Origin of the sequence: Bacillus sp. JJ1562, assembly GCF_036962705.1 — a bacterium.
Lineage (GTDB): Bacteria > Bacillota > Bacilli > Bacillales > Bacillaceae_L > Ferdinandcohnia.
In genome coordinates this window covers 225,065-249,050 of the sequence record NZ_JBALOQ010000003.1, presented here as the reverse complement: position 1 = coordinate 249,050, position 23,986 = coordinate 225,065, and the positions used below count along the sequence as shown (strand labels likewise).

The 23,986-nt window shown below is 38.1% G+C and carries 25 protein-coding genes; 16 read left to right on the top strand and 9 right to left on the bottom strand.

What is annotated here, in order from left to right; genetic code table 11:
* The first annotated feature begins 121 nt into the window (after nt 1–121).
* The 4 genes from V7097_RS02155 to V7097_RS02140 all read left to right on the top strand — a co-directional run bounded on the left by V7097_RS02155 (nt 122) and on the right by V7097_RS02140 (nt 5,032).
* The gene (locus V7097_RS02155; RefSeq protein ID WP_335701937.1) at nt 122–1,384 is read left to right on the top strand and encodes an L-lactate MFS transporter; all 1,263 of its coding nucleotides are present in this window, start codon (nt 122–124) and stop codon (nt 1,382–1,384) included.
* 64 nt (nt 1,385–1,448) lie between these two features.
* A complete protein-coding gene (locus V7097_RS02150; RefSeq protein ID WP_335701936.1) occupies nt 1,449–1,811 on the top strand; it encodes a DUF2294 domain-containing protein in 363 nt (120 codons plus the stop codon).
* Nucleotides 1,812–2,155: 344 nt separating this feature from the next.
* Nucleotides 2,156–4,519, top strand: a complete 2,364-nt coding sequence (locus V7097_RS02145) for an FdhF/YdeP family oxidoreductase (protein ID WP_335701935.1) — start codon at nt 2,156–2,158, stop codon at nt 4,517–4,519.
* A 90-nt stretch (nt 4,520–4,609) separates the two neighbouring features.
* Complete coding sequence (locus V7097_RS02140; protein WP_335701934.1) at nt 4,610–5,032, top strand: hypothetical protein; 423 nt, start codon at nt 4,610–4,612, stop codon at nt 5,030–5,032.
* Between the two features lie 18 nt (nt 5,033–5,050).
* On the opposite strand, the gene V7097_RS02135 is transcribed toward V7097_RS02140, so the two are convergent.
* Nucleotides 5,051–6,103 (bottom strand): YeiH family protein, encoded by a 1,053-nt coding sequence (locus V7097_RS02135; protein WP_335701933.1) that lies wholly within the window; start codon nt 6,101–6,103, stop codon nt 5,051–5,053.
* A 331-nt stretch (nt 6,104–6,434) separates the two neighbouring features.
* Here V7097_RS02135 and recQ point away from each other — a divergent pair, with 331 nt between their 5' ends.
* On the top strand, nt 6,435–8,222 hold the full coding sequence (gene recQ / locus V7097_RS02130) for a DNA helicase RecQ (RefSeq protein ID WP_335701932.1): 1,788 nt from the start codon (nt 6,435–6,437) through the stop codon (nt 8,220–8,222).
* A gap of 37 nt (nt 8,223–8,259) precedes the next feature.
* On the opposite strand, the gene V7097_RS02125 is transcribed toward recQ, so the two are convergent.
* Nucleotides 8,260–8,490 (bottom strand): hypothetical protein, encoded by a 231-nt coding sequence (locus V7097_RS02125; protein ID WP_335701931.1) that lies wholly within the window; start codon nt 8,488–8,490, stop codon nt 8,260–8,262.
* Nucleotides 8,491–9,049: 559 nt separating this feature from the next.
* Between V7097_RS02125 and V7097_RS02120 the strand changes: the two genes are divergently transcribed.
* A complete protein-coding gene (locus V7097_RS02120; RefSeq protein WP_335701930.1) occupies nt 9,050–9,550 on the top strand; it encodes a hypothetical protein in 501 nt (166 codons plus the stop codon).
* A gap of 107 nt (nt 9,551–9,657) precedes the next feature.
* On the opposite strand, the gene V7097_RS02115 is transcribed toward V7097_RS02120, so the two are convergent.
* Nucleotides 9,658–10,218 (bottom strand): thioredoxin family protein, encoded by a 561-nt coding sequence (locus V7097_RS02115; RefSeq protein ID WP_335701929.1) that lies wholly within the window; start codon nt 10,216–10,218, stop codon nt 9,658–9,660.
* 72 nt (nt 10,219–10,290) lie between these two features.
* Complete coding sequence (locus V7097_RS02110; RefSeq protein ID WP_335701928.1) at nt 10,291–10,569, bottom strand: hypothetical protein; 279 nt, start codon at nt 10,567–10,569, stop codon at nt 10,291–10,293.
* A 160-nt stretch (nt 10,570–10,729) separates the two neighbouring features.
* Between V7097_RS02110 and V7097_RS02105 the strand changes: the two genes are divergently transcribed.
* From V7097_RS02105 to V7097_RS02075, 7 genes are all read left to right on the top strand, one after another.
* Nucleotides 10,730–11,137, top strand: coding sequence for a VWA-like domain-containing protein (locus V7097_RS02105; RefSeq protein WP_335701927.1), 408 nt, complete (start codon nt 10,730–10,732; stop codon nt 11,135–11,137).
* A gap of 151 nt (nt 11,138–11,288) precedes the next feature.
* Entirely contained in the window at nt 11,289–12,671 is a 1,383-nt protein-coding gene (locus tag V7097_RS02100) for an L-cystine transporter (RefSeq protein WP_335701926.1), read from the top strand.
* 266 nt (nt 12,672–12,937) lie between these two features.
* Nucleotides 12,938–13,690 (top strand): VOC family protein, encoded by a 753-nt coding sequence (locus tag V7097_RS02095; protein WP_335701925.1) that lies wholly within the window; start codon nt 12,938–12,940, stop codon nt 13,688–13,690.
* 290 nt (nt 13,691–13,980) lie between these two features.
* On the top strand, nt 13,981–15,240 hold the full coding sequence (locus tag V7097_RS02090; RefSeq protein WP_335701924.1) for an ATP-binding protein: 1,260 nt from the start codon (nt 13,981–13,983) through the stop codon (nt 15,238–15,240).
* A gap of 117 nt (nt 15,241–15,357) precedes the next feature.
* Nucleotides 15,358–16,308 (top strand): AAA family ATPase, encoded by a 951-nt coding sequence (locus tag V7097_RS02085; RefSeq protein WP_335701923.1) that lies wholly within the window; start codon nt 15,358–15,360, stop codon nt 16,306–16,308.
* Entirely contained in the window at nt 16,308–17,498 is a 1,191-nt protein-coding gene (locus V7097_RS02080; protein WP_335701922.1) for a DUF58 domain-containing protein, read from the top strand. The genes V7097_RS02085 and V7097_RS02080 overlap by 1 nt, the downstream gene beginning before the upstream one ends.
* Nucleotides 17,488–18,705, top strand: a complete 1,218-nt coding sequence (locus tag V7097_RS02075; RefSeq protein ID WP_335701921.1) for a DUF4129 domain-containing protein — start codon at nt 17,488–17,490, stop codon at nt 18,703–18,705. The genes V7097_RS02080 and V7097_RS02075 overlap by 11 nt, the downstream gene beginning before the upstream one ends.
* Nucleotides 18,706–18,747: 42 nt before the next feature.
* Here the strand turns inward: V7097_RS02075 and V7097_RS02070 are convergent, their stop codons facing one another.
* Nucleotides 18,748–19,545, bottom strand: coding sequence for an HAD family hydrolase (locus V7097_RS02070; protein WP_335701920.1), 798 nt, complete (start codon nt 19,543–19,545; stop codon nt 18,748–18,750).
* A gap of 508 nt (nt 19,546–20,053) precedes the next feature.
* Between V7097_RS02070 and V7097_RS02065 the strand changes: the two genes are divergently transcribed.
* On the top strand, nt 20,054–20,320 hold the full coding sequence (locus V7097_RS02065; protein WP_335701919.1) for a phosphocarrier protein HPr: 267 nt from the start codon (nt 20,054–20,056) through the stop codon (nt 20,318–20,320).
* Entirely contained in the window at nt 20,320–22,038 is a 1,719-nt protein-coding gene (gene ptsP / locus V7097_RS02060) for a phosphoenolpyruvate--protein phosphotransferase (protein ID WP_335701918.1), read from the top strand. The genes V7097_RS02065 and ptsP overlap by 1 nt, the downstream gene beginning before the upstream one ends.
* Before the next feature lie 26 nt (nt 22,039–22,064).
* On the opposite strand, the gene V7097_RS02055 is transcribed toward ptsP, so the two are convergent.
* Entirely contained in the window at nt 22,065–22,736 is a 672-nt protein-coding gene (locus V7097_RS02055) for a GNAT family N-acetyltransferase (protein WP_335701917.1), read from the bottom strand.
* A 55-nt stretch (nt 22,737–22,791) separates the two neighbouring features.
* Nucleotides 22,792–22,989, bottom strand: coding sequence for a DUF5370 family protein (locus V7097_RS02050; protein ID WP_335701916.1), 198 nt, complete (start codon nt 22,987–22,989; stop codon nt 22,792–22,794).
* Nucleotides 22,990–23,095: 106 nt separating this feature from the next.
* Between V7097_RS02050 and V7097_RS02045 the strand changes: the two genes are divergently transcribed.
* Nucleotides 23,096–23,308: a hypothetical protein gene (locus V7097_RS02045; RefSeq protein ID WP_335701915.1), complete on the top strand. Its 213-nt coding sequence runs from the start codon at nt 23,096–23,098 to the stop codon at nt 23,306–23,308.
* Between the two features lie 304 nt (nt 23,309–23,612).
* Here V7097_RS02045 and V7097_RS02040 read toward each other — a convergent pair whose 3' ends face one another.
* Nucleotides 23,613–23,747 carry a YjcZ family sporulation protein gene (locus tag V7097_RS02040; protein ID WP_335701914.1) on the bottom strand — a complete coding sequence of 45 codons (135 nt, stop codon included), beginning with the start codon at nt 23,745–23,747 and terminating at the stop codon, nt 23,613–23,615.
* Nucleotides 23,748–23,797: 50 nt separating this feature from the next.
* Complete coding sequence (locus V7097_RS02035; protein WP_335701913.1) at nt 23,798–23,899, bottom strand: YjcZ family sporulation protein; 102 nt, start codon at nt 23,897–23,899, stop codon at nt 23,798–23,800.
* Between the last annotated feature and the right edge of the window lie 87 nt (nt 23,900–23,986).

The window sequence follows — 23,986 nt, the reverse complement described above, 5'->3', positions numbered from 1 at the left end:
GTAAATTAACCGTCATCATCCTTTTTATGCTTATTCAAGCATGAGGCTGCTGGCGGTTTTTTGTTTTTAATAAGGTTACTGCAAAAGGAACACCACAACTTCAAAATAAAGGAGAGATGAAATGGAAAAGACTAAAAATCGCTGGCTTATTGCAGCCTCGGCAGTAGGGATTCACTTATCAATCGGTTCTGTTTACGCATGGAGTGTATTTACAAAGCCACTTCAAACGGAGTTTGGTTGGGATTTAACCGACATTAGCTTGACCTTTAGTATCGCGATTCTTTTCTTAGGATTATCTGCAGCCTTCCTAGGGCATTTCGTTGAGAAATACGGCCCTCGTGCATCTGGTATTCTTGCAGCCATTTTCTTTGGTATCGGAATCACAGGTTCGGGACTTGCTATCACGTTAGAATCACTGCCATTATTATATTTATTCTATGGTGTTTTAGGTGGAATTGGTCTAGGCGTTGGATACATTGCTCCGGTTTCTACCCTTGTAAAATGGTTTCCGGATAGACGCGGAATGGCAACGGGGCTTGCAATCATGGGGTTTGGGTTTGCTGCATTAATTAGTAGCCCAATCATGCAAAATTTGATTGTATCTGTTGGGATTGCAAATACGTTTTATATTCTAGGAGTCTGCTATTTTGTGATCATGATTGCCGCATCGCTTTATCTTGCACCGCCAAAAGAAGGCTGGTTACCAGCAGGATTTAAAGAAAAGGTTGCGAGTGGAGCTAAGCAGGTAAAGCAGGATTTATCACAATTAACAGCGAATCAAGCAGTAAAAACAAAACGCTTTTATTATTTATGGCTCATGCTCTTTATTAACGTTACATGTGGCATAGCAATTATCTCTGCTGCTTCTCCGCTGGCACAAGAAAGTGTCGGTTTAACTCCAGTTGCAGCTGCAGCATTAGTCGGAGTTTTAGGGGCATTTAACGGCCTTGGTCGTATCGGTTGGGCATCAGTGTCAGATTACTTAGGGAGACCTAATACATATACGGTATTCTTTGCCATCCAAGTCATCGCGTTTCCAATGCTACCGTATATATCAAATCCATTATTATTCCAGGTATTATTAGCACTTATTTACACATGTTATGGTGGTGGGTTCGCTGCAATCCCAGCTTATATCGGGGACTTGTTTGGAACAAAACAGCTTGGTGCAATCCACGGTTATATTTTAACAGCATGGGCGGCTGCTGGTCTTGCAGGTCCAATGTTTGCATCATGGATCCGTGACACAACTGGAAGCTATACACAAAGCCTAACTGTATTTACAGCACTATTTGCAGTCGCATTGGCAATTTCACTTCTTATCCGCTTGGATATTAAGAGACTGCGAAAGCAACAATCTGAAGGTGCTGAGCTTGCTAGTTGACATTCATTGGTAATCTTGATTAACTTAAAGGTAATGAAGTATCAAGTCAAGAGGTAGACGTCAAATGAATAAATACGAAGCAGAGTTTAGCAATCTAGTAAGGTCTTTTCGCAAAAAACATATGGGGAAAGGACCTAGTAAAATCACAACAACCTTTTGTAAAAATTGGGCCATTTGTGAGATGGAAGGAAACCTATCTCCAGTGGAAAAGTTTATTGCCGGTGCGGATGAAGGAAAACAAATGCTTCGTGCGGCAAGAACTGAAATGGTAAAAGAAATGTATCGAAGAAACAAGCCTGTTGAAATGGAAGAATTTCTAGGTTCAACGCTAGTAGACCTTTTTGTTGATATTGATATTGATCGAGATTTTGGTATGTCCGTCTTTGTTTTTGATCAAAATCTAGAAAAAAAGTTCTCAATTAAATAACAATACGCCGTGTTGGCACTTGGTAGCGACCCTGCTAAAGACTAACCACCGTTTCATTTTTCTAACATCATAGAATCATGTTTCGGTGGTTTTTTCTATAATTCAGGATATTTTAGAAGGAATCAGCAGTTTGAATACTGAAAGCATAGTTAACTTTATTTAGCAGAAGCCAGCGCTTCTGCTAATCAAAGTTAAAGCCTCCGGCGGATGCCACGATTTTTCAAAGGAAATTTTTCGAGGAAAGCTCGAAAAAAATCGGGCACAAATACGCCAAGGCGTAATTGAATATAAGTTGACTTTTACCATACACATAATAATAACGAGTAGGAAGAGGGGGATTAATCATGGGAGAAACAAAACATCAGGGACCAATTAAATCTACGAAAATGCCACAACCAAAGCACTGGGTCAGTCCGATTCCCTTTGGTTTAGGAAAGGTGAAGCCAAAGCATATTCGAGACACGATGAAAGTTGCTTGGGAAAATAAGGACAATATCGGATATGCAACGCGTATTTTAACACAGGGTGTTTGTGACGGCTGTGCCCTAGGAGTTTCTGGTCTTTATGATCAAACCTTGAAGGGGCCACATATGTGTACAACTCGTCTCAATGTGCTTCGTCTAAGTACGATGCCAGAGATCGACTCAGAGATTCTTCATGCTGACATTGATGAATTGCGTAAATATAACAGTACAGAGCTACGAAAGCTAGGAAGAATTCCGTATCCGATGATACGCCGTAAAGGGGAAAGAAAGTTCTCTAAAATCTCCTGGGATGAAGCGATGGATATGATTGCTAATAAGATGAAGAAGTTAAATCCGAAGCAATATGCATTTTATCTAACTTCTCGTGGAATTACGAATGAATCGTATTATGTAGCTGCCAAGGTTTCTCGTTTCTTAGGAACGAACCATATTGATAACGCTTCCCGTATATGTCACTCCCCTAGTAAAACAGCCATGAAGCGCTCTGTTGGTGTTGGAGCTTCAACTGCAAATTACCAGGATTGGATGGGAGCAGACGTTTTATTATTTTGGGGTAGTGTGGCATCTAACAGCTCACCTGTTTCAACAAAATATATGCTTGAAGCGAAAAAACGCGGTACAAAGATTATCGTGATTAACCCACATAGAGAACCGGCAATGGATGAATATTGGATTCCGTCTAATCTGGAATCTGCACTATTTGGAACAAAGGTTGCGGATGATTTTTACCAGGTAAGCATCGGTGGAGATATCGCCTTCATGTTTGGAATTATGAAACACTGGTTTGACATGGAAGAAAAACAACATGGTTCTGCAATCAATCACAAGTTCGTGAAGGAACATGTGAATGGGTACGAAGAGTTAATGACACATGCTAGAGCGCAAAACTGGGATGAAATTGTGAAATCATCCGGAGTGTCAAAAGAGAGAATCATTGAGCTTGCGGAGCTTTTAGCAAAGAGTAAAAATGTAGTGTACACATGGGCTATGGGCTTAACGATGCATTCATTTGCAACCGATAATATTTCACAGGTAGCAAATCTTGCACTTCTACGTGGCCACTTAGGTCGTAAACACAACGGATTAATGCCATTCCGTGGCCACTCTTCTGTACAAGGCTCAGGAGAAATGGGAGCAGATCCATTTGTTCTACCCGGTGGGGAATTTGATGAAAGCAATATCAAGCGCATGGAAAAGGTATGGGGCTTTGAGATTGAAAAATGGCAGGGGGATATTGTCGGAGTTACACTTGAAAATATCGTGCTTCCAGAAGACCATGAACGAAAAGTAAAGCTCTATTATATGTCCGGTGGGAATTTTCTAGAAACAATGCCAGATCCTGATTTTGTTGAAAAAGCATTGTCAGAGCTTGATATTCGCGTACATCAGGACATTATTCTAAATACATCAACACTTGTAGATGCGAAAGAAGCTGTCATTGTCTTACCTGCGAAAACACGTTACGAACAAGAGGGTGGAGGAACTTCAACCTCTACTGAGCGTATGGTTTATTTTTCACCAGAAATTGAAGGAAATAAAAATGAAATTAAAGAAGCACGTGCGGAGTGGAAAATTTATGTTGATCTCGCCAAGCGGGTTAAGCCTGAAACGGCCCATTTAATTGATTTTAAGAGTGGCCAGGAAATTCGCGATGAAATTGCAATTGCGAATCCAAACTACAATGGAATTCAACATCTCAAGAAAAAAGGGGATGTGTTCCAATGGGGTGGAGCATGGCTTTGTGAAGGTGGAATTTGTCCGACTCCAGATGGGAGAGGCAGCTTAATACCAGTTGAAATTCCTGACCTAGGTAAAAAAGAAGAGCAATTTGTGTTAACCACCCGTCGCGGTAAGCAATTTAACTCGATGGTTTATAATGAGGTTGATCCATTTAATGGCGCAGGTCGCTATGATGTTCTAATCAATCCTCAGGACGCTGCAGACCTTCGGATTACAGAAGGTGAAGCAATCGTTGTTCACAATGGTTTTGGTGTTTTCCAAGGAAAAGCGAAATTTGCGGATATCGCAAGACAAAATCTTGGCGTATTCTTCCCAGAAGGCAATTTCTTGTTACCAAAAGGTCGTTATGAAAAATTCGCAGGAATACCTGATTACAACATTGCCGTTTACGTTGAAAAAGCCGAACGTTTCAATGCACGAAAAGACACGCAATATCAAGAAAAAGAGATTGAGGATGATTTAGACATTAATCCTCCAGCATAAACACTTTGCCTCCAAATCTAAATTTGGGGGCATTTTTATGCAAAAAAAGGGAACTGATAAGAATAATGTCTAATTTCTGAGGTGTTACATTTGTTTTCGTTTCGTGGAGATGCACATAAAATATATTTAAAGCTAAAAAGTCATGCGCGCAAGGATCGAACCTTTAAACATCTGAAGGATATGGAAGAAGTTCGGAAAATCCAGCGCTTTTATGAAGGGCTTGACTCACAAACCTTAAAAATCATCTATTACCGCATGTTAAAGGAACAAAATGGATCTGGTATCATTCCTATTTTAATCACAGCCATTCCATGGTTTTTGTTTCTTTTTGCAAACCAAGTGCAAAAATTTCTATTTGGAAGAGGTTATCTTTATTTAATTCTTTTTACCGTCCTTTATTTTTTTCTCCTTTTTTTTACCGTTATACTACACTTTCGTGAAAAAGCATGGGCATCATTCCATATTCAAATGATTTGCGATATTTTGGAGGAACGAAAAGAAGTTGGGAAATGAGCTCCCAACTTCTTCTTTTTAATACAGTAGAAGAATAATGCATAACGTTAACAGTCCCATCATTATAGATGAAAGTAACCCGACAAATAAAGGGCGTAGACCGACGGATCTAATCTTTTTAAAATCTGTACCAAGTCCAACGCTCGCCATTACCATGAGGATTAAGAATTTCGCTACTCCGTCTGTTACACTCGTAAGCGAGGTTGGAAGTGAGAAAATAGTATTTACTGCTACGGCTCCAGCAAAAAATAGAATAAAGGTTGGAAATACCTTGCTCATTTTCACCTTGTTTGTTGTGATACCTTTTGTTTTCATTGAAATAAAGATTGAGAGAATAAGAGCCACCGGCACAAGCATGAGTGTTCGAATTAATTTGATTATCACGGATGTTTCTCCGGCAGTACTGCTATAACTATACCCCGCAGCAACTACTGACGAAGTATCATGTATCGCGACACCTGCCCACATTCCAAAAATATCATCCGGCATCGAAAAAAGTTGTCCTATTAGAGGGTAGAATAAAACAGCTAACACATTAAAAGCAAAGATTGTATTGATCGCATAAGCTGTTTCTTCCTCTTTAGCACGAACAATTGGACTTGATGTCACGATTGCAGTTGCTCCGCAAATCGCGGTTCCAAGTGAAACGAGAATAGGAATATTTCCACCCAGCCTAAACAGTTTGGCCAAAATAAAAGTAAAAAGAATTCCCGCTAAAACTGCGACTATTACTAAAAGAATCGCTTCATAACCGAGTTGAAAAATACTAGCATAACTAAGACCAAAACCGAGAAGCACAATGGCCGTTTTCAACAAGGTCTTTAATGTATAGGAGATACCTTCCGAATAGACAGCAGGAATGCGTAAAAAGTTTCGGACAAGGATACCGATGATAATGGCAATCACAGCCCCACCGATTAATGGGAAATCTTTCCCTAACGAGTTTGCCAAAACACCTATAATAAATACAAGAGCCACACCAGGCAGCTTATTTCGAAATGACAGCGAATAATCGAATAAAAATGATTTTTTTTCATAAGTTTGTGATACTTGTAGATTTGCGTTCCTCACTTGCTTCATCCTCAACATAGTTTTCTAAATTTATATTAACACAAGGTGGACACCCTTCCCACCATTAACTTCTTCCTTTATAATTAACTTAACTATAGAGATCGAAGACTAAGAACGCCACATCAGAGTGGCAACGTCTTTGTGACCCACATCGTGTGGGCCAAAAAAAGAGGAAGTGATTTCTCACTTCCAAACACGAACAGATAAAGAATAAGGAGCTAACACCACACTGTATAGTATGCACGAAGTAACTCGGACATGTGGGGTAGTACACTACGTCAAACACACATTTTTGCCAAATTTAGTAAAATAATTGATAAAGGTGTTTTTTATGATTGAACAAGCAAAGCAAGTTTTACAGTCGTATTTTGGTTATCCGTCCTTCAGACCGGGACAGGAATCCATTATCGAGAATATTTTACAAGGAAATGATACACTCGCAATTATGCCTACTGGTGGCGGAAAGTCGTTATGCTATCAAATCCCAGCACTGATATTTGAAGGAACAACGATTGTCATTTCTCCATTAATTTCATTAATGAAGGATCAGGTAGACACATTGCTCAGTGTTGGTATTTCAGCAACCTATATTAATAGTAGTATTTCAATGCAGGAAATTCAGGAAAGACTGCAGGATGCCCGCGCAGGTCGCTATAAAATCATTTATATTGCACCTGAACGACTCGAATCTTCTCAATTTCGATCCCTTTTATCTTCCATACCCATTTCAATGATTGCTGTTGATGAAGCGCATTGTATTTCACAATGGGGACATGATTTTAGGCCAAGCTACAGAAATATCCATTTTATGATTGGGGAACTGCCATCAAAGCCGGTTGTTGCTGCATTAACTGCAACTGCTACAATTGAGGTAAAAGAAGATATATGCAACCAGCTACAGATTGACCCTTATGCTGTATTTATTACAGGGTTTGCTAGAGATAATTTAACTTTTAATATTTTAAAAGGTGAAAACAAGCGCGATTTTGTCAAAAGCTTTTTATTAGAGAATAAGAATCAATCGGGAATTGTGTATGCAGCAACTCGGAAGGAGGTAAACGAGCTTCATTCATTATTAGAAAGGGAAGGCTTTTTAGTAGGAAAATACCATGCAGGTCTTTCGGATGAAGAACGAAAAAGGGCACAGGAGGATTTCCTATTTGACACAGTAAATATTATGGTTGCGACAAATGCATTCGGTATGGGGATAGATAAAAGTAATGTGAGATATGTCATTCACTATAACTTACCAAAAAATATTGAAGCGTACTACCAGGAAGCAGGACGAGCAGGTAGGGACGGGGAAAAAAGTGATTGTTATCTTTTATTTGCATCACAAGATATCCAGCTCCAAAAATTCCTAATCGAGCAATCCACGATGGATGAAGGGAAAAAAGAGCAGGAATATCACAAGCTTCAGCAAATGATTGACTACTGTCACACAGAGAAATGCTTGCAAAGCTACATCTTGGAATATTTCGGAGAAAAGGAAAACGATGAATGTGGTCGTTGTTTCAACTGTAAAGACGACCGTGAAAAAACCGATGTGACAACAGAAGCACTCATGGTGTTTTCCTGTATCAAGAGGATGAAGGAGCGCTTTGGGAAGACATTGGTTGCTCAGGTGTTAAAGGGGTCAAGAAATAAAAAGATCCAAGAGTTTGGATTTACGTCCTTGTCCACATATGGCTTATTAAAGCAGTATTCGGAAAAACAAATTGTCGGTTTAATCGACTTTTTGGCTGCAGAAGGGTATGTCAAACTGACAAACTCTCAATATCCAGTGCTCATTCTTGATGCAAAAGCATTACCTGTTCTAAAAGGTGAAATCAAAATTTATAAGAAGGAACAGGTGAAGAAAAAGCAAGTTGTTACTGACAATACATTATTTGAAATCCTTCGCGAGGTACGCAAACAAATTTCTACCCGTGATGGAGTGCCACCGTATATTGTCTTCTCAGATAGTACCTTACGGGAAATGAGTGAAGTGGCTCCGACAGATGAAAAAGAGTTGCTCGAAATTAAAGGGGTTGCCCAGATGAAGCTAGAGCGGTACGGAGATGACTTTTTAACCGCCATTCGAAACTATGTAGAGGAAAAAAGTGCAGTTGTAGAATAGAAAGCTAAAGGCACCACATTTTTTGTGGTGCCTTTACTTATGCTTTGAAGAGTTCTTCCATTGCTAGATTACGTTTTTGTTGTTCTTCTTCAGATGCTAAATCATACTTTTTTAAGAGGTGAAATAATTCGTTTAGTGTAAGCTGGGTACGTTCTGTTTCTAAAAATTGGACTGCATTGCTGTAAAGTTCTTCCGGTAAAAAGCTTTCTTGACTTTGAAGCTTTTTGACCACATCCTCTTTTGAGTGATCGATATTACAAGTAGACATTTGATTACCCCATTTCATGATCCTATCTTCAATTCTAGCATGTTTGGAGGAGGATGAATATGGAATAGGTGGAGGGACAATTTATAATGTACTTAATTGTTGGTTTTTTAGGTTATTTTTAGGCAGGAAACCGTGATACTAAGCCTGCACTTGGATAATATTAGGAGGAGGTAAACCAGCAAACCGTGTTATTGCGCCTTCATTTGGATAATATTAGGAGGAAGTAAACCGGTAAACCGTGTTATCGTGCCTGCACTTGGATAATATTAGGTGGAAGTAAACCAGCAAACCGTGTTATCGCGCCTTCATTTGGATAAATTTAGGGAAAATGAAACCAGTAAACTATTTTATCATTCTCTCATTTGGATGAAATTAGGAAAAAGTGAACCTGCAAACTGCGGTATCATCCTCACACTTGGATAATATTAGGAAAAGGGTAACCTGTAGCACAACCCATCTATTACACAAAAACGTTGCAATATACCCCATGTGATAACCCACACTACAGATTCCAAACCCATTTGGTAAAATAGGTAAAAGATAGAAGGGTAGGGATGAGATGGCCTATTATATTTGGGTATTATTAAATGGACTACTTGTGATTAGCACGTTTATTTACATATGGGTTTTTAGAACCCACGACTCACATATTGTTACTTTAGGGCAGGTTTTCGCCCAACTTGCAATCATCCTCTTTATCGTAAATGTAAATATGTATTTTATCTTTCTTGTGATCCGCAGGACGAAGGTTCGCAAGCTGAAAATAGCACTTGCAAAGATGTCACGCCATATGATGAAATCTCATATTAAGCTTGCTATTGTTGGAACGATATTAATTGTGTTTCATGGGGGAATTATGCTTGTAAAACTCGGAGAAATCGTAGGATATACAAATCCAAAGATCATAAGTGGGGTTTTAGCTATTCTTTGTTTAGCGGTGACTCTCTTTGCTGGGTATCTACGCCATAAAAAGGCCTCTGGGTTTCGACGGAAATTTCATTATACTACTGCTTTTCTATTCACCTTTGTTTTCCTTGTACATTTATTTCTACCTCTATAAATGACAAAAAAAGACCGCCCACCTTTCCGGTCTGGTTAGTCCCGCAACAAGCGATGTTGGAAGTGGTGGACGGTCTTAGAAATAGTATATGTTATTGGGTCAAGATATTATGCGTTCTTCAAAGTTGAAATGATGCTATTTTTAATGTCATTCCAAAGCGCTTCGTCTGTTGTGATACGTTCAGTAAAGGATTTAATAAATGCCTTGAATGCAGCCTCATATTCAGGAGACTCTTTATCTGGAACACTTGCCTTTAATTCATCAGCAATCGCTTGAGCTTCAGGTGCTCTTGGCCCCCATTTGCCTACTTCTTCAAAGTCTTTATTCACAAAAATAATAATAGGTATAGAACGAGCTTTTCCATTTGTAAGGTATTGATCCATCAGATCTAAATTTTCATCGCGAATTAAATAACGAGTTTCTAGCAATGCCTCGTCCGCAATTCTCATGAGGATCGGAAGATTCACCATTGCATCTCCACACCAATCAGCCGCTAAAATGATTGCTTTTAACTCTTTTTCTTGAAGTACTTGGAGTAATTCTTTATCAGATTCGTCTAAACGAAACTGATTATATACTTTTAAGAGGTTTTCTTTGTGAACTTGCATGCTATTAATGTATTCGTATTGATTCATGCCTTTATCAAACCATGGTTTTAAGTTTGCCATTATGTATTCCTCCTCTAAATTTGTACCTGCCTTTAATATAAATGATAAAGGAAAATCATACCACTAAGATGCTTATGAAAAATCATGAACCGTTTCGTAAAATTCATATGAATCCTGTGTTGGAAATCTTGGTATAATCGGGTCTTCTTCAACTAGAACATCGGTTAACACATTATAGTCCCCATGCGCAGAAGGCATTTCCGTTTGCTCCCACTTCCAGCACGCACCTGAAAAAGCGATTAGATTATCCTGAAGAAGTCTGATTTCATGAAGAACACCATTTAACTCAACAAATCCTATATCGTTATTTGCTTTAAGTTTTGTGAGTAATTCTTGCTTTGAAATATACATTTTCATTCCCCCAATTATTGATAGTTTTGCCTTTGAACATGCGAATACGCTATCCAAGTATTGTTAGTTGAATGGTTAATAATTGGACAATAAACGTGACAAAATAGAGTAGCCAAGGTATTCTGCCTTTGGTGATTAAGTATGAGGAGTTGAGTGCTGCGTGAGATGGCAAAGGTCACTAATGGGCTTACTTAAGGATCGAAAAGATAAGAAGATTGCACTAGCAATTGACACTTCGACAAACCAGGTGCGGTCTATTTTGATAAACAATATCATAAAGTTCTTTGGTGAAATGGTTCCAGAAGCACAGCTAGTCCAAGCTGATTTCAAAATAAGAAGCATCACACCCATACAAAACCCTACTATTAAATATTATACGCATGGAAAGTCCTCCTATACGGAAGTGCTGGAGTGGGCAGATGAAGAGAAGATTGACACCTTGTTTTATATAACAGATGTCACAGGCTATTTTTACGATGAGTTAAATGTTCAAGCTGAAGTGTTTTGGCTTGTTCCAGATGACTATGTACCGAAAGTACCATTTGGAAAGGCGATAAAAGTTGCATAAGGATGGTTTAAAAACGCCTAGAATGAATCGGATTCTAGGCATTTTTATTGGAAGCGTTTTAATTTTAAAATGGGATATTTCTTACTTGACGGATTGGTATAACCTGAATTATATTTTAATACATTGACATAAAAAAAGGGGGTTAAATCATATGAGTTTACTTGGAATTGTAAATATCGTATTGATGGTCTTATTACTATTATTATTAGTTTATATGCAAAAAAAGCATGTTTCTTTTTCAAAACGAGTATTTGCAGCACTTGGCTTAGGGATTGTATTTGGTCTTGTCCTGCAGCTCATCTATGGTGCTGATTCAGAAGTTATTTCCGAGTCAATTAGTTGGTATAACATCGTAGGTAATGGGTATGTGAAGTTTTTACAAATGATAGTTATGCCACTAGTTTTCATTTCAATCGTATCAGCATTTACGAAAATGAAATTAGCAAATAATATCGGAAAAATTAGTTTTCTAATTCTTGGGATTTTAGTCGGTACAACTGCTATCTCGGCACTAGTTGGGATTGGTACAACAGTTGCATTTGATTTAGAATCAATTCAAATTGAGGCTGGAGAAGCAGAAACAGCTAGAGGGGCAGCAATAGAAGAACGGTATGCGGGTATTCAAGATAAAACGTTCCCTGAACAGATTGTTGATTTACTGCCTGCAAACCCATTCTTAGACTTTACTGGTGCTCGTTCAACTTCAACAATTGCTGTTGTTATTTTTGCTGCCTTTATCGGGATGGCTTTTCTTGGAGTTCGTCGTAAAGATCCTGAGAATGCTCAAATGTTCGCGAAAATTATTGATGCACTTTATTCAGTTATTATGCGCGTTGTAACGATCATCTTACGTTTAACTCCTTATGGTGTTCTTGCGATTATGACACGTGTAACAGCTACTAGTGATTATGGTGCAATTTATAAGCTTGGAAAATTTGTGGTTGCATCCTATGTTGCGTTATTGATTGTGTTTGCGATCCATTTATTGTTGATTACATTCGCTGGGCTAAATCCAATAACCTATCTTAAGAAGGCATTCCCTGTGTTAGCATTCGCCTTCACATCACGCTCTAGTGCGGGAACCTTACCACTGAACATCAAGTCACAAACAAATGATTTAGGTGTTTCAGAAGGAGTTGCCAACTTTGCCGGTTCATTTGGGCTATCCATTGGACAGAACGGTTGTGCAGGTGTATATCCAGCAATGCTAGCTGTGATGATTGCTCCTACAGTTGGTATTAATCCATTGGATCCATCCTTTATTTTAACATTAGTAGTGATTGTCGCAATTAGCTCATTTGGTGTTGCTGGTGTTGGTGGAGGAGCTACATTTGCTGCAATCCTTGTACTATCAGCTCTCGATTTACCTGTTGCATTAGCTGGTTTATTGATTTCTGTTGAACCTTTAATTGATATGGGTCGTACAGCTCTTAACGTAAGCGGCAGTATGACAGCTGGTGTTCTTACAAGTAGAATCACAAACGAACTGGATACTGAAACATATTCAAGTCCAACTCAACAACTAGGTGCATAATTACAAAAATAAGACCCGACACAATGGGTCTTATTTTTTTTATCCCGTATTTAACGGGCAGTAAATCCCCATAGGGGGACTATCTGCCCGTAAAAGCCCGATTAAGAGAACAAAGACTAAGAACGCCACGTCCTGTCGCAACGTCTTTGTGACCCACATCGTGTGGGCCGCAGGCTGACAATCAGTGGAGGATGGAGGAAACCCCCACTGATTGAAGTTTCACTTTATGTTAAAATCAAATGAAAAACGGGTTTGGAGATGATGAGTTGGATATACGTTTTGACCATGTTGTGCATTATGTAAAAGATCCAAATGAAACAAGGGTAGCCTTTCAATTGCTAGGTTATCATACCGTAAATGGTGGAAACCATGACATTTGGGGGACCTACAATACATTATGTTATTTTAAAAATCTAACCTATATAGAATGGATCGGAATCAACAATTTAGACGTCACAATGGAAGAAAGTCATCCTTTTAGTCGCCACCTATACAAAGACTTCCAGCTAGGAGAAGGGCTTTCTCAAATTGCGTTTCGAACTTCATCTATTAAAGATGTGCAAAAGTATCTAACTAAAAAAGTAACAAAGACACTCGGACCATTTCCAGGATCACGTAATCGACCAGATGGCACATCGATTGAATGGTCGATGCTTTTTATCAGTCACACTCACCCAATGCCATTTTTTATTGAATGGGGAGAAGGGGATGAGGTAAGAGAAAATGACCTTATTTCAAAAGGAATTTATGTTCCGGATACAAAAGGCATTTCTTATATTGGTTACTCGGTGAAGGAACCCGAAATTACAGCAAAGCTTTGGGCTGATTTATTCAAAGGAACTGTTTCAGAGACCAGTCTACCAGGCACTGAACAAAAGGCTTCAAAAGTACAATTTGACTCAATTGATGTGTATTTTTGCAATGGGGATCAACCAAGAGGAGAACGACCCTTCATAATTGGTATTGAACCAAGTCTGGGAAAGAAAATAAGCCTTCACGGAGCAAATTATCAATTATAAAAAAAGAACCAACCGTAATTGCACGGTTGGTACTTTCTTGAGCGTAATTCACTTTTCATAATTTAATTGCCGCGGTAGATTTGAAAATCTTAAACAACGAAAGCCCTACCTCTCTTTCGTCCTTTCGGCTCCGAAGCCGGTCCAGTTTGAATAAGTCTTTCTCAAATGTAAAAGATAAAACGAACTTACTTACTTTATCTATATAAAAAATTATGTTTAAAGTTTTAAGGGAGCAAATGATTACTATACATCAAATTATACTATTTGTCAAATCGTAACGGGGTGCTTGTTTGTTTAAAGTAGTTTTTAAAAAGAGATTGTGGCTCATCTATTTTTTGGCAAGCCTGTTTTGGATTACGTTTTCTGAATATGTCATCGATGTATTTCCATCTGTGAATGATACTTTTTTTCAGATTGGAAAAGGACTCGTTTTTGTCATTTTTACAACCGTCCTTATCCATCTTATCATTAAGAAAAATGATGCTTATATTCAAGCATTAGATGAGCAAAATGAGCTGACGACACTAATCAATGCAATGCCTGACTTCGTCTGTTTTAAAGACGGAGAAGGCAGGTGGATACGGATCAATCGGTATGCAAAAGAACTTTACAACCTCAATTCGGATATGATTAAAAATAAAACCGATTTTGAAATTGCGAAGATGTATCCAGAATATGAAGAATATTTGATTAAAAATGTCCAATTGGATGAAGAAACATGGAAAAAGACTAAGAAGACTCGAACTGAACAAACGATCACGATTCCAAGTGGAGAACAGAGAACCTTTGATGTCATACGAGTACCTTTATTCGAAGATGGAAAAAGATCGGGTCTTGTCACAATTGGAAGGGATATATCAAATGTAAAGGCCGCTGAAGAGCTTGCCCTTAGAAGGGAGAAACTCTCTGTCGTTGGAGAATTGGCTGCTGGAATTGCTCATGAAATTCGAAATCCACTTACAACCATTAAAGGCTTTGTTCAACTTCAAAAGGAAAAAAGCGAGGCAACCTCACAAATATCAGATATTATCCTTTCTGAGCTTGATCGCATAAATCAAATCGTCAGTGAGTTACTCGTTTTTTCAAAACCGCAAAGTAAAATTTTAAAGGAATTTTTAGTTAAAGAACTCATTGATTATGTCATTAAGCTCACTTCACACGAAGCAATCCTTTATAATGTCGAAGTAATCGTTGAGAATCACGCTGCAGAAGCGATTCTTTATGGGGATAAGAATGAACTCATTCAGGTATTTGTCAATGTCATCAAAAATTCTATGGATGCAATGCCTAATGGTGGTAAAACAAAAATTCGTACGGATGTTGCGGGTGACAAAGTCAAAATTGAAGTAATTGACACTGGAATCGGCATTCCGAAAGAAAGACTTCGAAAGATAGGAGAGCCATTTTTTACATTAAAAGAAAAAGGAATGGGACTTGGTCTTACAATGAGTAACAAGATTATTCAAGACCATAAAGGAACATTTAAAATTATGAGCAAGGTCGGGCTAGGAACGAAAGTAACCATCACTTTGCCAGTTAGACATCACTAAGGGAGAGCTAAAAACTCTCCTTTTTTCCATTTGAAAGAATTATGTTGGAAAATACTCATATTTTTGATAAATTTAAATTGTCATAGAATTACATAATTTGATAAATGGGGGACGATTATGTCTGCAAAAGAGAATGTAATTAAAATTAAAGAGAATATTGGGAAAGTCATCATCGGAAAGGATGAGACAATAGAATTAGTACTAAATTCCCTTATTAATAAAGGTCATATTTTACTAGAAAGTGTTCCTGGTACAGGAAAAACAATGCTAGCAAAGAGCTTTGCGAAATCTATTAGTGGAGATTTTAAGCGTATTCAATTTACACCAGATGTGCTACCAAGTGATATTACCGGGATTCAATTTTTTAACCCGAAGGAGCAAGAATTCCAGCTTCGTCCAGGTCCGGTTATGACTAATATCTTGTTAGCTGATGAAATTAACCGTGCGACTCCAAGGACTCAATCAAGTTTACTAGAGGTAATGGAGGAACGCCAGGTAACGATTGATGGCGAAACATTAAAACTACCTTCACCATTTGTCGTAATTGCAACGCAAAACCCAATCGAATCACAACAGGGAACTTTTCCGCTTCCAGAGGCACAAATGGACCGTTTCTTTGTGCAAATTGATCTTGGCTACCCAAGCTTTGAAGAGGAAAAGCAAATCATGAGAACGTATCGACAAAACAATCCTATTGAGGAAATTTTTGATGTACTTACAAAAGAAGAAATACAAGCAATGCAAGCAGAAGTCGGGCAAGTAAGACTCTCCGTTGAGGTTGAGGAATATCTATTACGAATCGTTCATGCCAGTAGGAAGCATTCAGATGTTGAGGTTGGGGTGAGCCCAAGGGGTACGCTAGCATTGATGAAGGCAGCCCAAGGTAAGGCGTATTTAGAAGGACGTATGTTTGTAACTCCAGAGGATATTAAGTTTATGGCTCCATATGTGATTTCACACCGCCTTGTGCTAACGATGGAGGGATCATTGAAGAAGACGAATCGCCAAATTGTTCAGGAGCTACTTTCATCGGTAACTGTTCCGGTTGAAGCTGGAGCTGTGAAATAATGAATTGGCAGCGACAAATATCGATTGGAAATGAAATGTCATATATGATATTTCTTTCTTCCGCATTTATATTAGTTGGGATAGTTTCACAGGTGTTTTTGCTTGTGTTTGTTGGGGTGCTTTTTCTTTTATTTGTCATCCTTAACAAATATTATTTAAAGCACGTTGGAAATAAAATCATCGTTTCAGTTGATAAGGAAACTGTTAGACTCTTTAAAGGTGAAGAAAGTGATTTTTCGCTTGCTTTACGTCAAGAAGGGTTATTACCAATCTTTAATGGTCACATCCGGATGACGATTGATCATGTAGTAGGATTTAAGAATGAAAGAAAAGTATTAGAAACTGAACAGATTGAACTAACGCTACCACTTACTCTATTCGCGAGACAAGCTCATACGACAAGGCTACCATTTGAAGGGAAGCAAAGGGGAGTTGCGAAAATCCGTACTATCGAGTTAAGAATCCCACATTTATTTGGCTTTGGTGAGGCTTATCTCAAATATATGAAGCCGGTTAGCTTTGAGACGATCATTTATTCTTCACCAGAAACGGTAGGAGGAATTGAAAAAATCGTCCCGAAAAATCAAGGAGAGTACCCCATCCGGAGTTCATTTTTTGAAGATATGACTGCGATTGTCGGGACGAGGGGTTATGTACCAACGGATTCTTTTAACCGCGTCCATTGGAAGGCGAGCGCTCGTACCAATCAATTACAAACAAAGCTTTTTGATAAAACGGCTCAGTTTTCATGGACGATTATCATCAATGTCCGTGAACGAAAACTAGAGCAATATTTAAGTGGGTTAACGTATTTGCTAGAATCAGCAACCGTAAAAAATATTCCGTTCGAGGTTTTTGTCAATGTGAGAAGGGCAGGTAAAACGCCATTTATCCATCTACCTCTTGGAAAGGGGAAGGAGCATTTAGCGAAAGCTCTCGAATTGATTGCGAGACTAAGTAAACATAGTGTTACGATTCCGTTTCATTACATGATCCATGCTATTGAAAGACAACAGCAGCTTTCACCTTATGTGATTGTGTTAGGTGAGATTGAAGAAAATGAGCAATTGATTTTAAGAAGTTTCGCAAGAAAAGGTATCGATTGTTTTAAAGTTATTGAAAATGAGGATGCGATCTATTTACACAAAGCTTCCTTTTCGGTGAAGAGGGGGAATTCCCATGCGATTTAGTCAATCTTTACTTAAGTCGTACCAATATGTAATGGAAGTCATCCTTCTCTATATTTTGTTAATGTTGCTTTATATTCACACTGAACAGCTACCGCCAATTTTACCATTTCTGTTTCTTACAGGTGTTGGGGCTTGCGTGATTGCGTTCTTGTTATCGCTAATGAAATCAAATACACCTTATGTATTTATTATGTTAGTTGTACCATTGCTTGCCCTTGTTAGCAGTGAGATAGGACTGCCATTCGGGCAGAGTCTAGTTATTGGGGCTATCGTTTGTTACAGAATAATTGTTCATTTTCATAAAAATCCAAAACTAACAGAGGCTTTTGTTTTAAATGGGAGCTTACTTTTTGGTGGACTTATTTATTTTGCGGCAAAAGTCCAAGGATATATCTATAGTGATCTCGTGTTGTATTTACTAGTGACTGGGTTGATTTTCTTCATGATTGGGAAGATCTTAAACAGTGTAAGTACGAGTTCACTAATTATGAAAAATGTCGCCACTAAAAACAACTCCTGGTCTGTAGTAGGTTTATTTAGTGGGCTATTTGTAGGGGCAATTGGTGTTTCGGTTATTTTTCCAATACTTTTTGTTAAGGGATTGGCCTTTGTGTCATCAATTATAGGAACTAGTCTTTATTGGGTTTCAAGGCCACTTTTTAATGCCGTCGAAGATATTGATTCGTTTAGAGGCTCGAGTGGAGAAAATGTCGGAGCCTTGAACATGGAGGACACCGATAATAAAAATCCCTTTTTAGGGATGATTGGAAGTTCTGATAACTGGTTTTATTTAGCGATTCTAGGGGCTATTGTTTTAGCAGTAATCCTATTCTTTTTAGCTAGAAAGAGGTTTGTAAAGGAAGTCGCAGTAGTTGGGGATGTCTATCAATATGCAACAGTTACTGAAGAGATCCATGCACCTTCTACAAAATGGAGAAGACCGAAAAGACAAGCCCCACAAGCAAAGGTTAGGAGACTTATCCTTGAATTAGAGGTGCTTTCTGCTCAGCGTGGTCTAGGTCGCTACCATCATGAAAGTGTGACAGAATGGCTAAGTAGAAATCATTTTCTTGATTTTCGTCTTGTAGAACTCTATGAAAGAGTAAGATATGGGGAAGAAGAATTAAGCTCTGATGAAAACGTTGCTTGTGAGGAAATGGTGAGGCAAATAAAAGCAAAAGTGAAAAGCTTAAAAAAGCAGAAATAAAAGAAGAACCTGGCAATTTTCAGGTTCTTCTTATTATTTTAATCAAACGAATTGTTTACTATTTTCTTTTAGAATCAATTCAACTGCTTCAGCAACAGATTCAACGACGTAATTCGCTTCCTCTTTTACATCTTCGTGTGCTGTTGACATCACAAAGCTATACGGAGTTAATTGGAACATGGGGATATCGTTAAAAGAGTCCCCTATGCACGCAATTTCCTCGTGTGTTAAAGAAAGTTCATCCAGAAGCTTTTTAATCGCATTTCCCTTACTGATTTGCTTTGGCATAATGTCTAAGACGTGTTTTTCAGAGATGTATAGATCAATCTCATCCTTAAATTCATTTGACAGTTTTTCATGAGTATCGAAAATATCATTTTCAAAGCCCATCAATGAAATCTTTGATGGTTTGACTTCGCTAAATTTCGAACCGATTTCTGAGTCAATAATGATTGGATGGAACAATCTTTTTTGAATTTCTTCCACGTACTGATTGTTTTCGTGTGTGAAATTGGTATCAAAACTGCTAACAATCGTTACGAATTTCGGGTCTAATACTTTTTTATAAATGAGATCCGCTATTTCTGTAGTGAAGGTACGAGAAAAAATAAACCTCTCATCAATGGTTGAAGCAAAAGCGCCATTTTGGCTAATTCGATGAAACTTTTGTCCAATTGATTTTAATACCTCTTTAATTTCAGTATCCATTCTACCCGTAGCAATGCTGATTTGAAGTCCTTCCTGTAGCGCCTGATTTAAGGCATTGGCGTCCTCGGGTCTTACTGTATTATTTTCCTGTAATAGTGTTCCATCTAAATCACTTACAATCAGTTTTATCAATGAAAACACCTCCAAATTTAGTATGTAAATTAAATACAATATTCGTTTATTATACATGAAAATCGTTTAGGACTGGTATCTATAAGGTTTTGATTTTGTAAATAATAATACATTCAAATAATAAATTTTGTAAATGAAAAAGATTCTCAATTTTCATTTCGTTCGGATTTTAGGCCTTTTTGTTGAAAAATGTCTAATCCCTATGCTATACTCACATTTGTTAGTGGTTAGATTGTAAAGTCAAGAGCATAATAATAGATTTGTTATTAATTTTACATATATTTCGCATTACGTGTTACTGATTCGATCAGGCATGAGTAAAGAAATAGTAAAAGCTATGAGGAAAGGTTTAGTATCCTCTCCATAGTGTTTTATTGTCTTTCTCATGCCTTTTTATTTTTGCGATTTAGATATGGAACATGTAGCTCTTTCTTTACATATCTATCGAAAACGAACAAATACTAAAAGTAATCATTTTGATTCAAATAATTGAAAAGGGGAAATAATCATGGCTGAAAAAACATTTAAAGTTACAAGTGAATCAGGAATTCATGCGCGTCCGGCTACCGTATTAGTACAGGCTGCTAGTAAATTTAATTCAGATATTCAAATAGAATTCAACGGGAAGTCTGTTAACCTTAAATCCATTATGGGCGTTATGTCTTTAGGAATTGGACAAGGTGCAGAAGTGAAAATCGTTGCCCAAGGCTCTGACGAAGCAGAAGCAATCGCAAGCCTAACGGAAATTATGGCTAATGAAGGACTTGGTGAATAATGTCTAATATGATTAAAGGTATTGCTGCTTCTGCAGGTATTGCAATTGCAAAAAGCTATCGCTTAGAGCATCCTGATTTAACGGTTGAGAAACAAACAATCAGTGATAAAGATGCTGAAATTAAGCGTTTTGAAGATGCAGTTAATCAGTCAAAAGATGAATTAGAAGTAATTAAAAATCGTGCTAATGAAGAGCTTGGTGAAGACAAAGCAGCAATCTTTTCCGCTCATCTTCTCGTGCTAAGTGATCCAGAGCTTCTTAATCCGATTAAAGATAAAATCAACTCTGAAGGTATAAATGCTGAATTTGCGTTGCATGAAGTTGCAAGCATGTTCATTACAATGTTTGAAGGAATGGACAATGAATATATGGCAGAACGTGCTGCTGATATTCGTGATGTTACAAAGCGAGTTCTTTCTCATTTACTAGGAGTTACGATCTCAAATCCGAGTTTGATTTCTGAAGAAGTGATTATTATCGCGGAAGACTTAACTCCTTCAGACACAGCTCAGTTAAATCGTAAATATGTAAAAGGCTTCACCACTGATATTGGTGGACGTACATCTCACTCAGCAATCATGGCAAGATCAATGGAAATTCCAGCTGTCGTTGGAACAAAGGCTGTTACCTCAAATATTCAAAATGGTATTATGGTGATTGTTGATGGACTTGATGGCGATGTCATTGTTGATCCTTCTGAAGAGGTGTTAGCTCAGTACCGTCAAAAGAAAGAGCAATATGAGGCACAAAAAACCGAATGGGCTAAATTGAAAAATGAAAAAACTGTTACAAGTGACGGAGAGCATGTTGAGCTCGCAGCTAATATTGGAACTCCAGAAGATGTAAAGGGTGTTCTTGAAAATGGCGGAGAAGCAATCGGACTATACCGTACAGAATTCTTATACATGGGTCGCGACCAGCTTCCAACTGAAGATGAGCAATTTGAAGCCTATAAAACAGTTCTTGAAAAAATGGAAGGCAAACCCGTTGTCGTACGTACACTAGACATTGGTGGAGATAAAGAGCTTCCATACTTAAATCTACCGAAAGAACTAAATCCGTTCCTTGGCTTTAGAGCGATTCGTCTTTGCTTAGAGGAACAGGATATTTTCCGTACACAGCTACGCGCTTTACTTCGTGCAAGCACATTTGGAAACTTAAAGATTATGTTCCCTATGATTGCTACACTTGATGAGTTTAGACAAGCAAAAGCGATTTTACTCGAAGAAAAAGAAAAGCTTGTGGCAAATGGAACTGTGGTCTCAGAATCCATTGAGATTGGAATCATGGTTGAAATTCCATCAACTGCTGTATTAGCTGATCAATTTGCTAAAGAAGTCGACTTCTTCAGTATTGGAACTAATGATTTAATTCAGTATACAATGGCTGCTGACCGTATGAATGAGCGTGTGTCTTATCTTTATCAGCCATATTCACCTTCTATCCTGCGCCTTGTTTCAATGGTTATTGAAGCAGCACATAAAGAAGGCAAGTGGGCAGGAATGTGTGGAGAAATGGCCGGTGACACGATTGCGATTCCAATTCTCCTAGGACTTGGACTAGACGAATTCAGCATGAGTGCGACATCTATTTTACCAGCACGTACTCAAATTAAAAAACTTTCAAAAGCAGAAATTGCAAAAAATAAAGAAAAGATTCTATCTATGAGCACAACTGAAGAAGTTGTTGAGTTTATTAAAGCTAACTATATGAACTAAATGAAATAACGAGTCTGGCTAAAAAGCTAGACTCGTTTTTTAAATGGGTTTTTCCATTCCATTAATAATCCATAATTACAGGATTCTTCATCTTCAAGGTAGTTTTCAATCAACTGGACCGGTGTACGTCCACATCGGAGAAGAAAGGTAATCACTGGGTCCTTAAGTTCACCCGCCATGACTTTTTCAAAATAGCTCACGGCACTCATGTCTGCTGCGTGCTTTGAATACCCAGACATTCGTCCTCCTCCTAATAATCGCTCCAGATTTAACTGAACGACAACCTCATACATTGACTGCATCAACCATTTGCCAAGACCATATTTTCGAAATGCTGGGCTAATACAAATATCAACAATATAAAGTGTATTTCCGTCAGCATCATGATTTCGGATATAGCCACTGTCTGTGATTTCCTCCCATGTATGCTCGGGATGACTTGGGTCAAATTGAACAATTAACCCGGTCATTGACCCACATATTTTTCCATCGATTTCAACGCAAAGGGCACCTTCAGGAAAAACGCGCACATGATTATGTAATTGTTCTTGATTCCACCATAAATCAGAAGGGAATGGTGGGGGAAAGCTCTCCTTTTGAACTTGAATTAAGGCATCAAAATCAGTTTCTTGATAATTTCGAATCACGCATTTTTTAGGTTTATTTTCTTCGAACACATAGATTTCTTTTCGAAACAAGCCACTCACCTCCCATCCACATTTTACGCTACATTTTTGTGGGTGAAAAGGAAAATTATTCATATTTTTGGTTGTTTTCAAAAAATGAATCGACAATCTCTTCAATTAATGCTGGTTCGGGCTGTTCTCCCGTAAAAGAGAAGGGGAGTTCCTTGATAAAATCACCATCATGATAAACATGGATTGCTCCGTTTTGATTAATCACGCTATACTCTGTCTCAAACCGATAGCCTTCTCGGTCAATCGCACCCATTTTAATCTCTCCTTCAAATATGTTGTTTTTATTGTTCCTTTTTGTTGGGGAAAATGTACATATATTTCTTAAAACACGCCAATTTAATGATGAGGAGGTATTAACGATGCCAGATAATGATCGCGATCATCATGAAAGAGACCCACATTTCGATGGAAGATATGAAGGAATTATCAATGCAAATATGACAGGGGATAAAATCGGGATAAGGTCTGATGTAAATCCCGAAAACATGGTACAGCCGAAAAATCCTTATAATATGAAGCCCAAGGTTGATGAGGAAATGAAGAAGTTTCAGAATATGTTTGATGGAGAATAACATGAAAAAGCCAACAACCGTTAAGTTGCTGGCTTTTCATCGTTTAAATGGTTATTACGTCTAGCAAAAGCGCCTAGCCCCTCGAGGTCACAAGCCGTTCTGTCAAGAAGGTCAAAGAGCAACCTTCTAGTCGGAAAGTCTTGTGCTGGTCGGACTTGCACAGGACAAGAAAGGCTTCGGGAGCATATTCATCGCACGAAGAAAATGCATAGCATTTTCGAGGAAGTGCTGACATCGACGTTTGCCACAGGACGTGGCAGTAGTTAGTCGATATTCCATATCAAGGCGTTTGTGCATTTGTTTTTTAGAACCAAGAAGCTCCAACGATGATTAGAAGAATGAATAATACAACAATCAACACGAAGCTTCCGCGATATCCAAAGCCACCGTAACCGTAGCCTCCGTAACCAAATCCTCCACCGCATCCGCAGTAACCCATCATACATCTCCCTTTCTTTTTTATAATTAATCTTTAACTGATTTTAAGAATTAGCAACAAACAAAAGCAGCTCCAACAATGATCAATAGAATGAACAATACGACAATCAAAGCAAAGCCTGCTCCATGTCCTCCGTCTTTTACTCCACTCATCTAGAACACCTCCATATCTATTTGTTATATCCTATGGCAAACACACAGGTTTCGTAAGGTACAAATCCCCAATTTTCCTAATTTTTT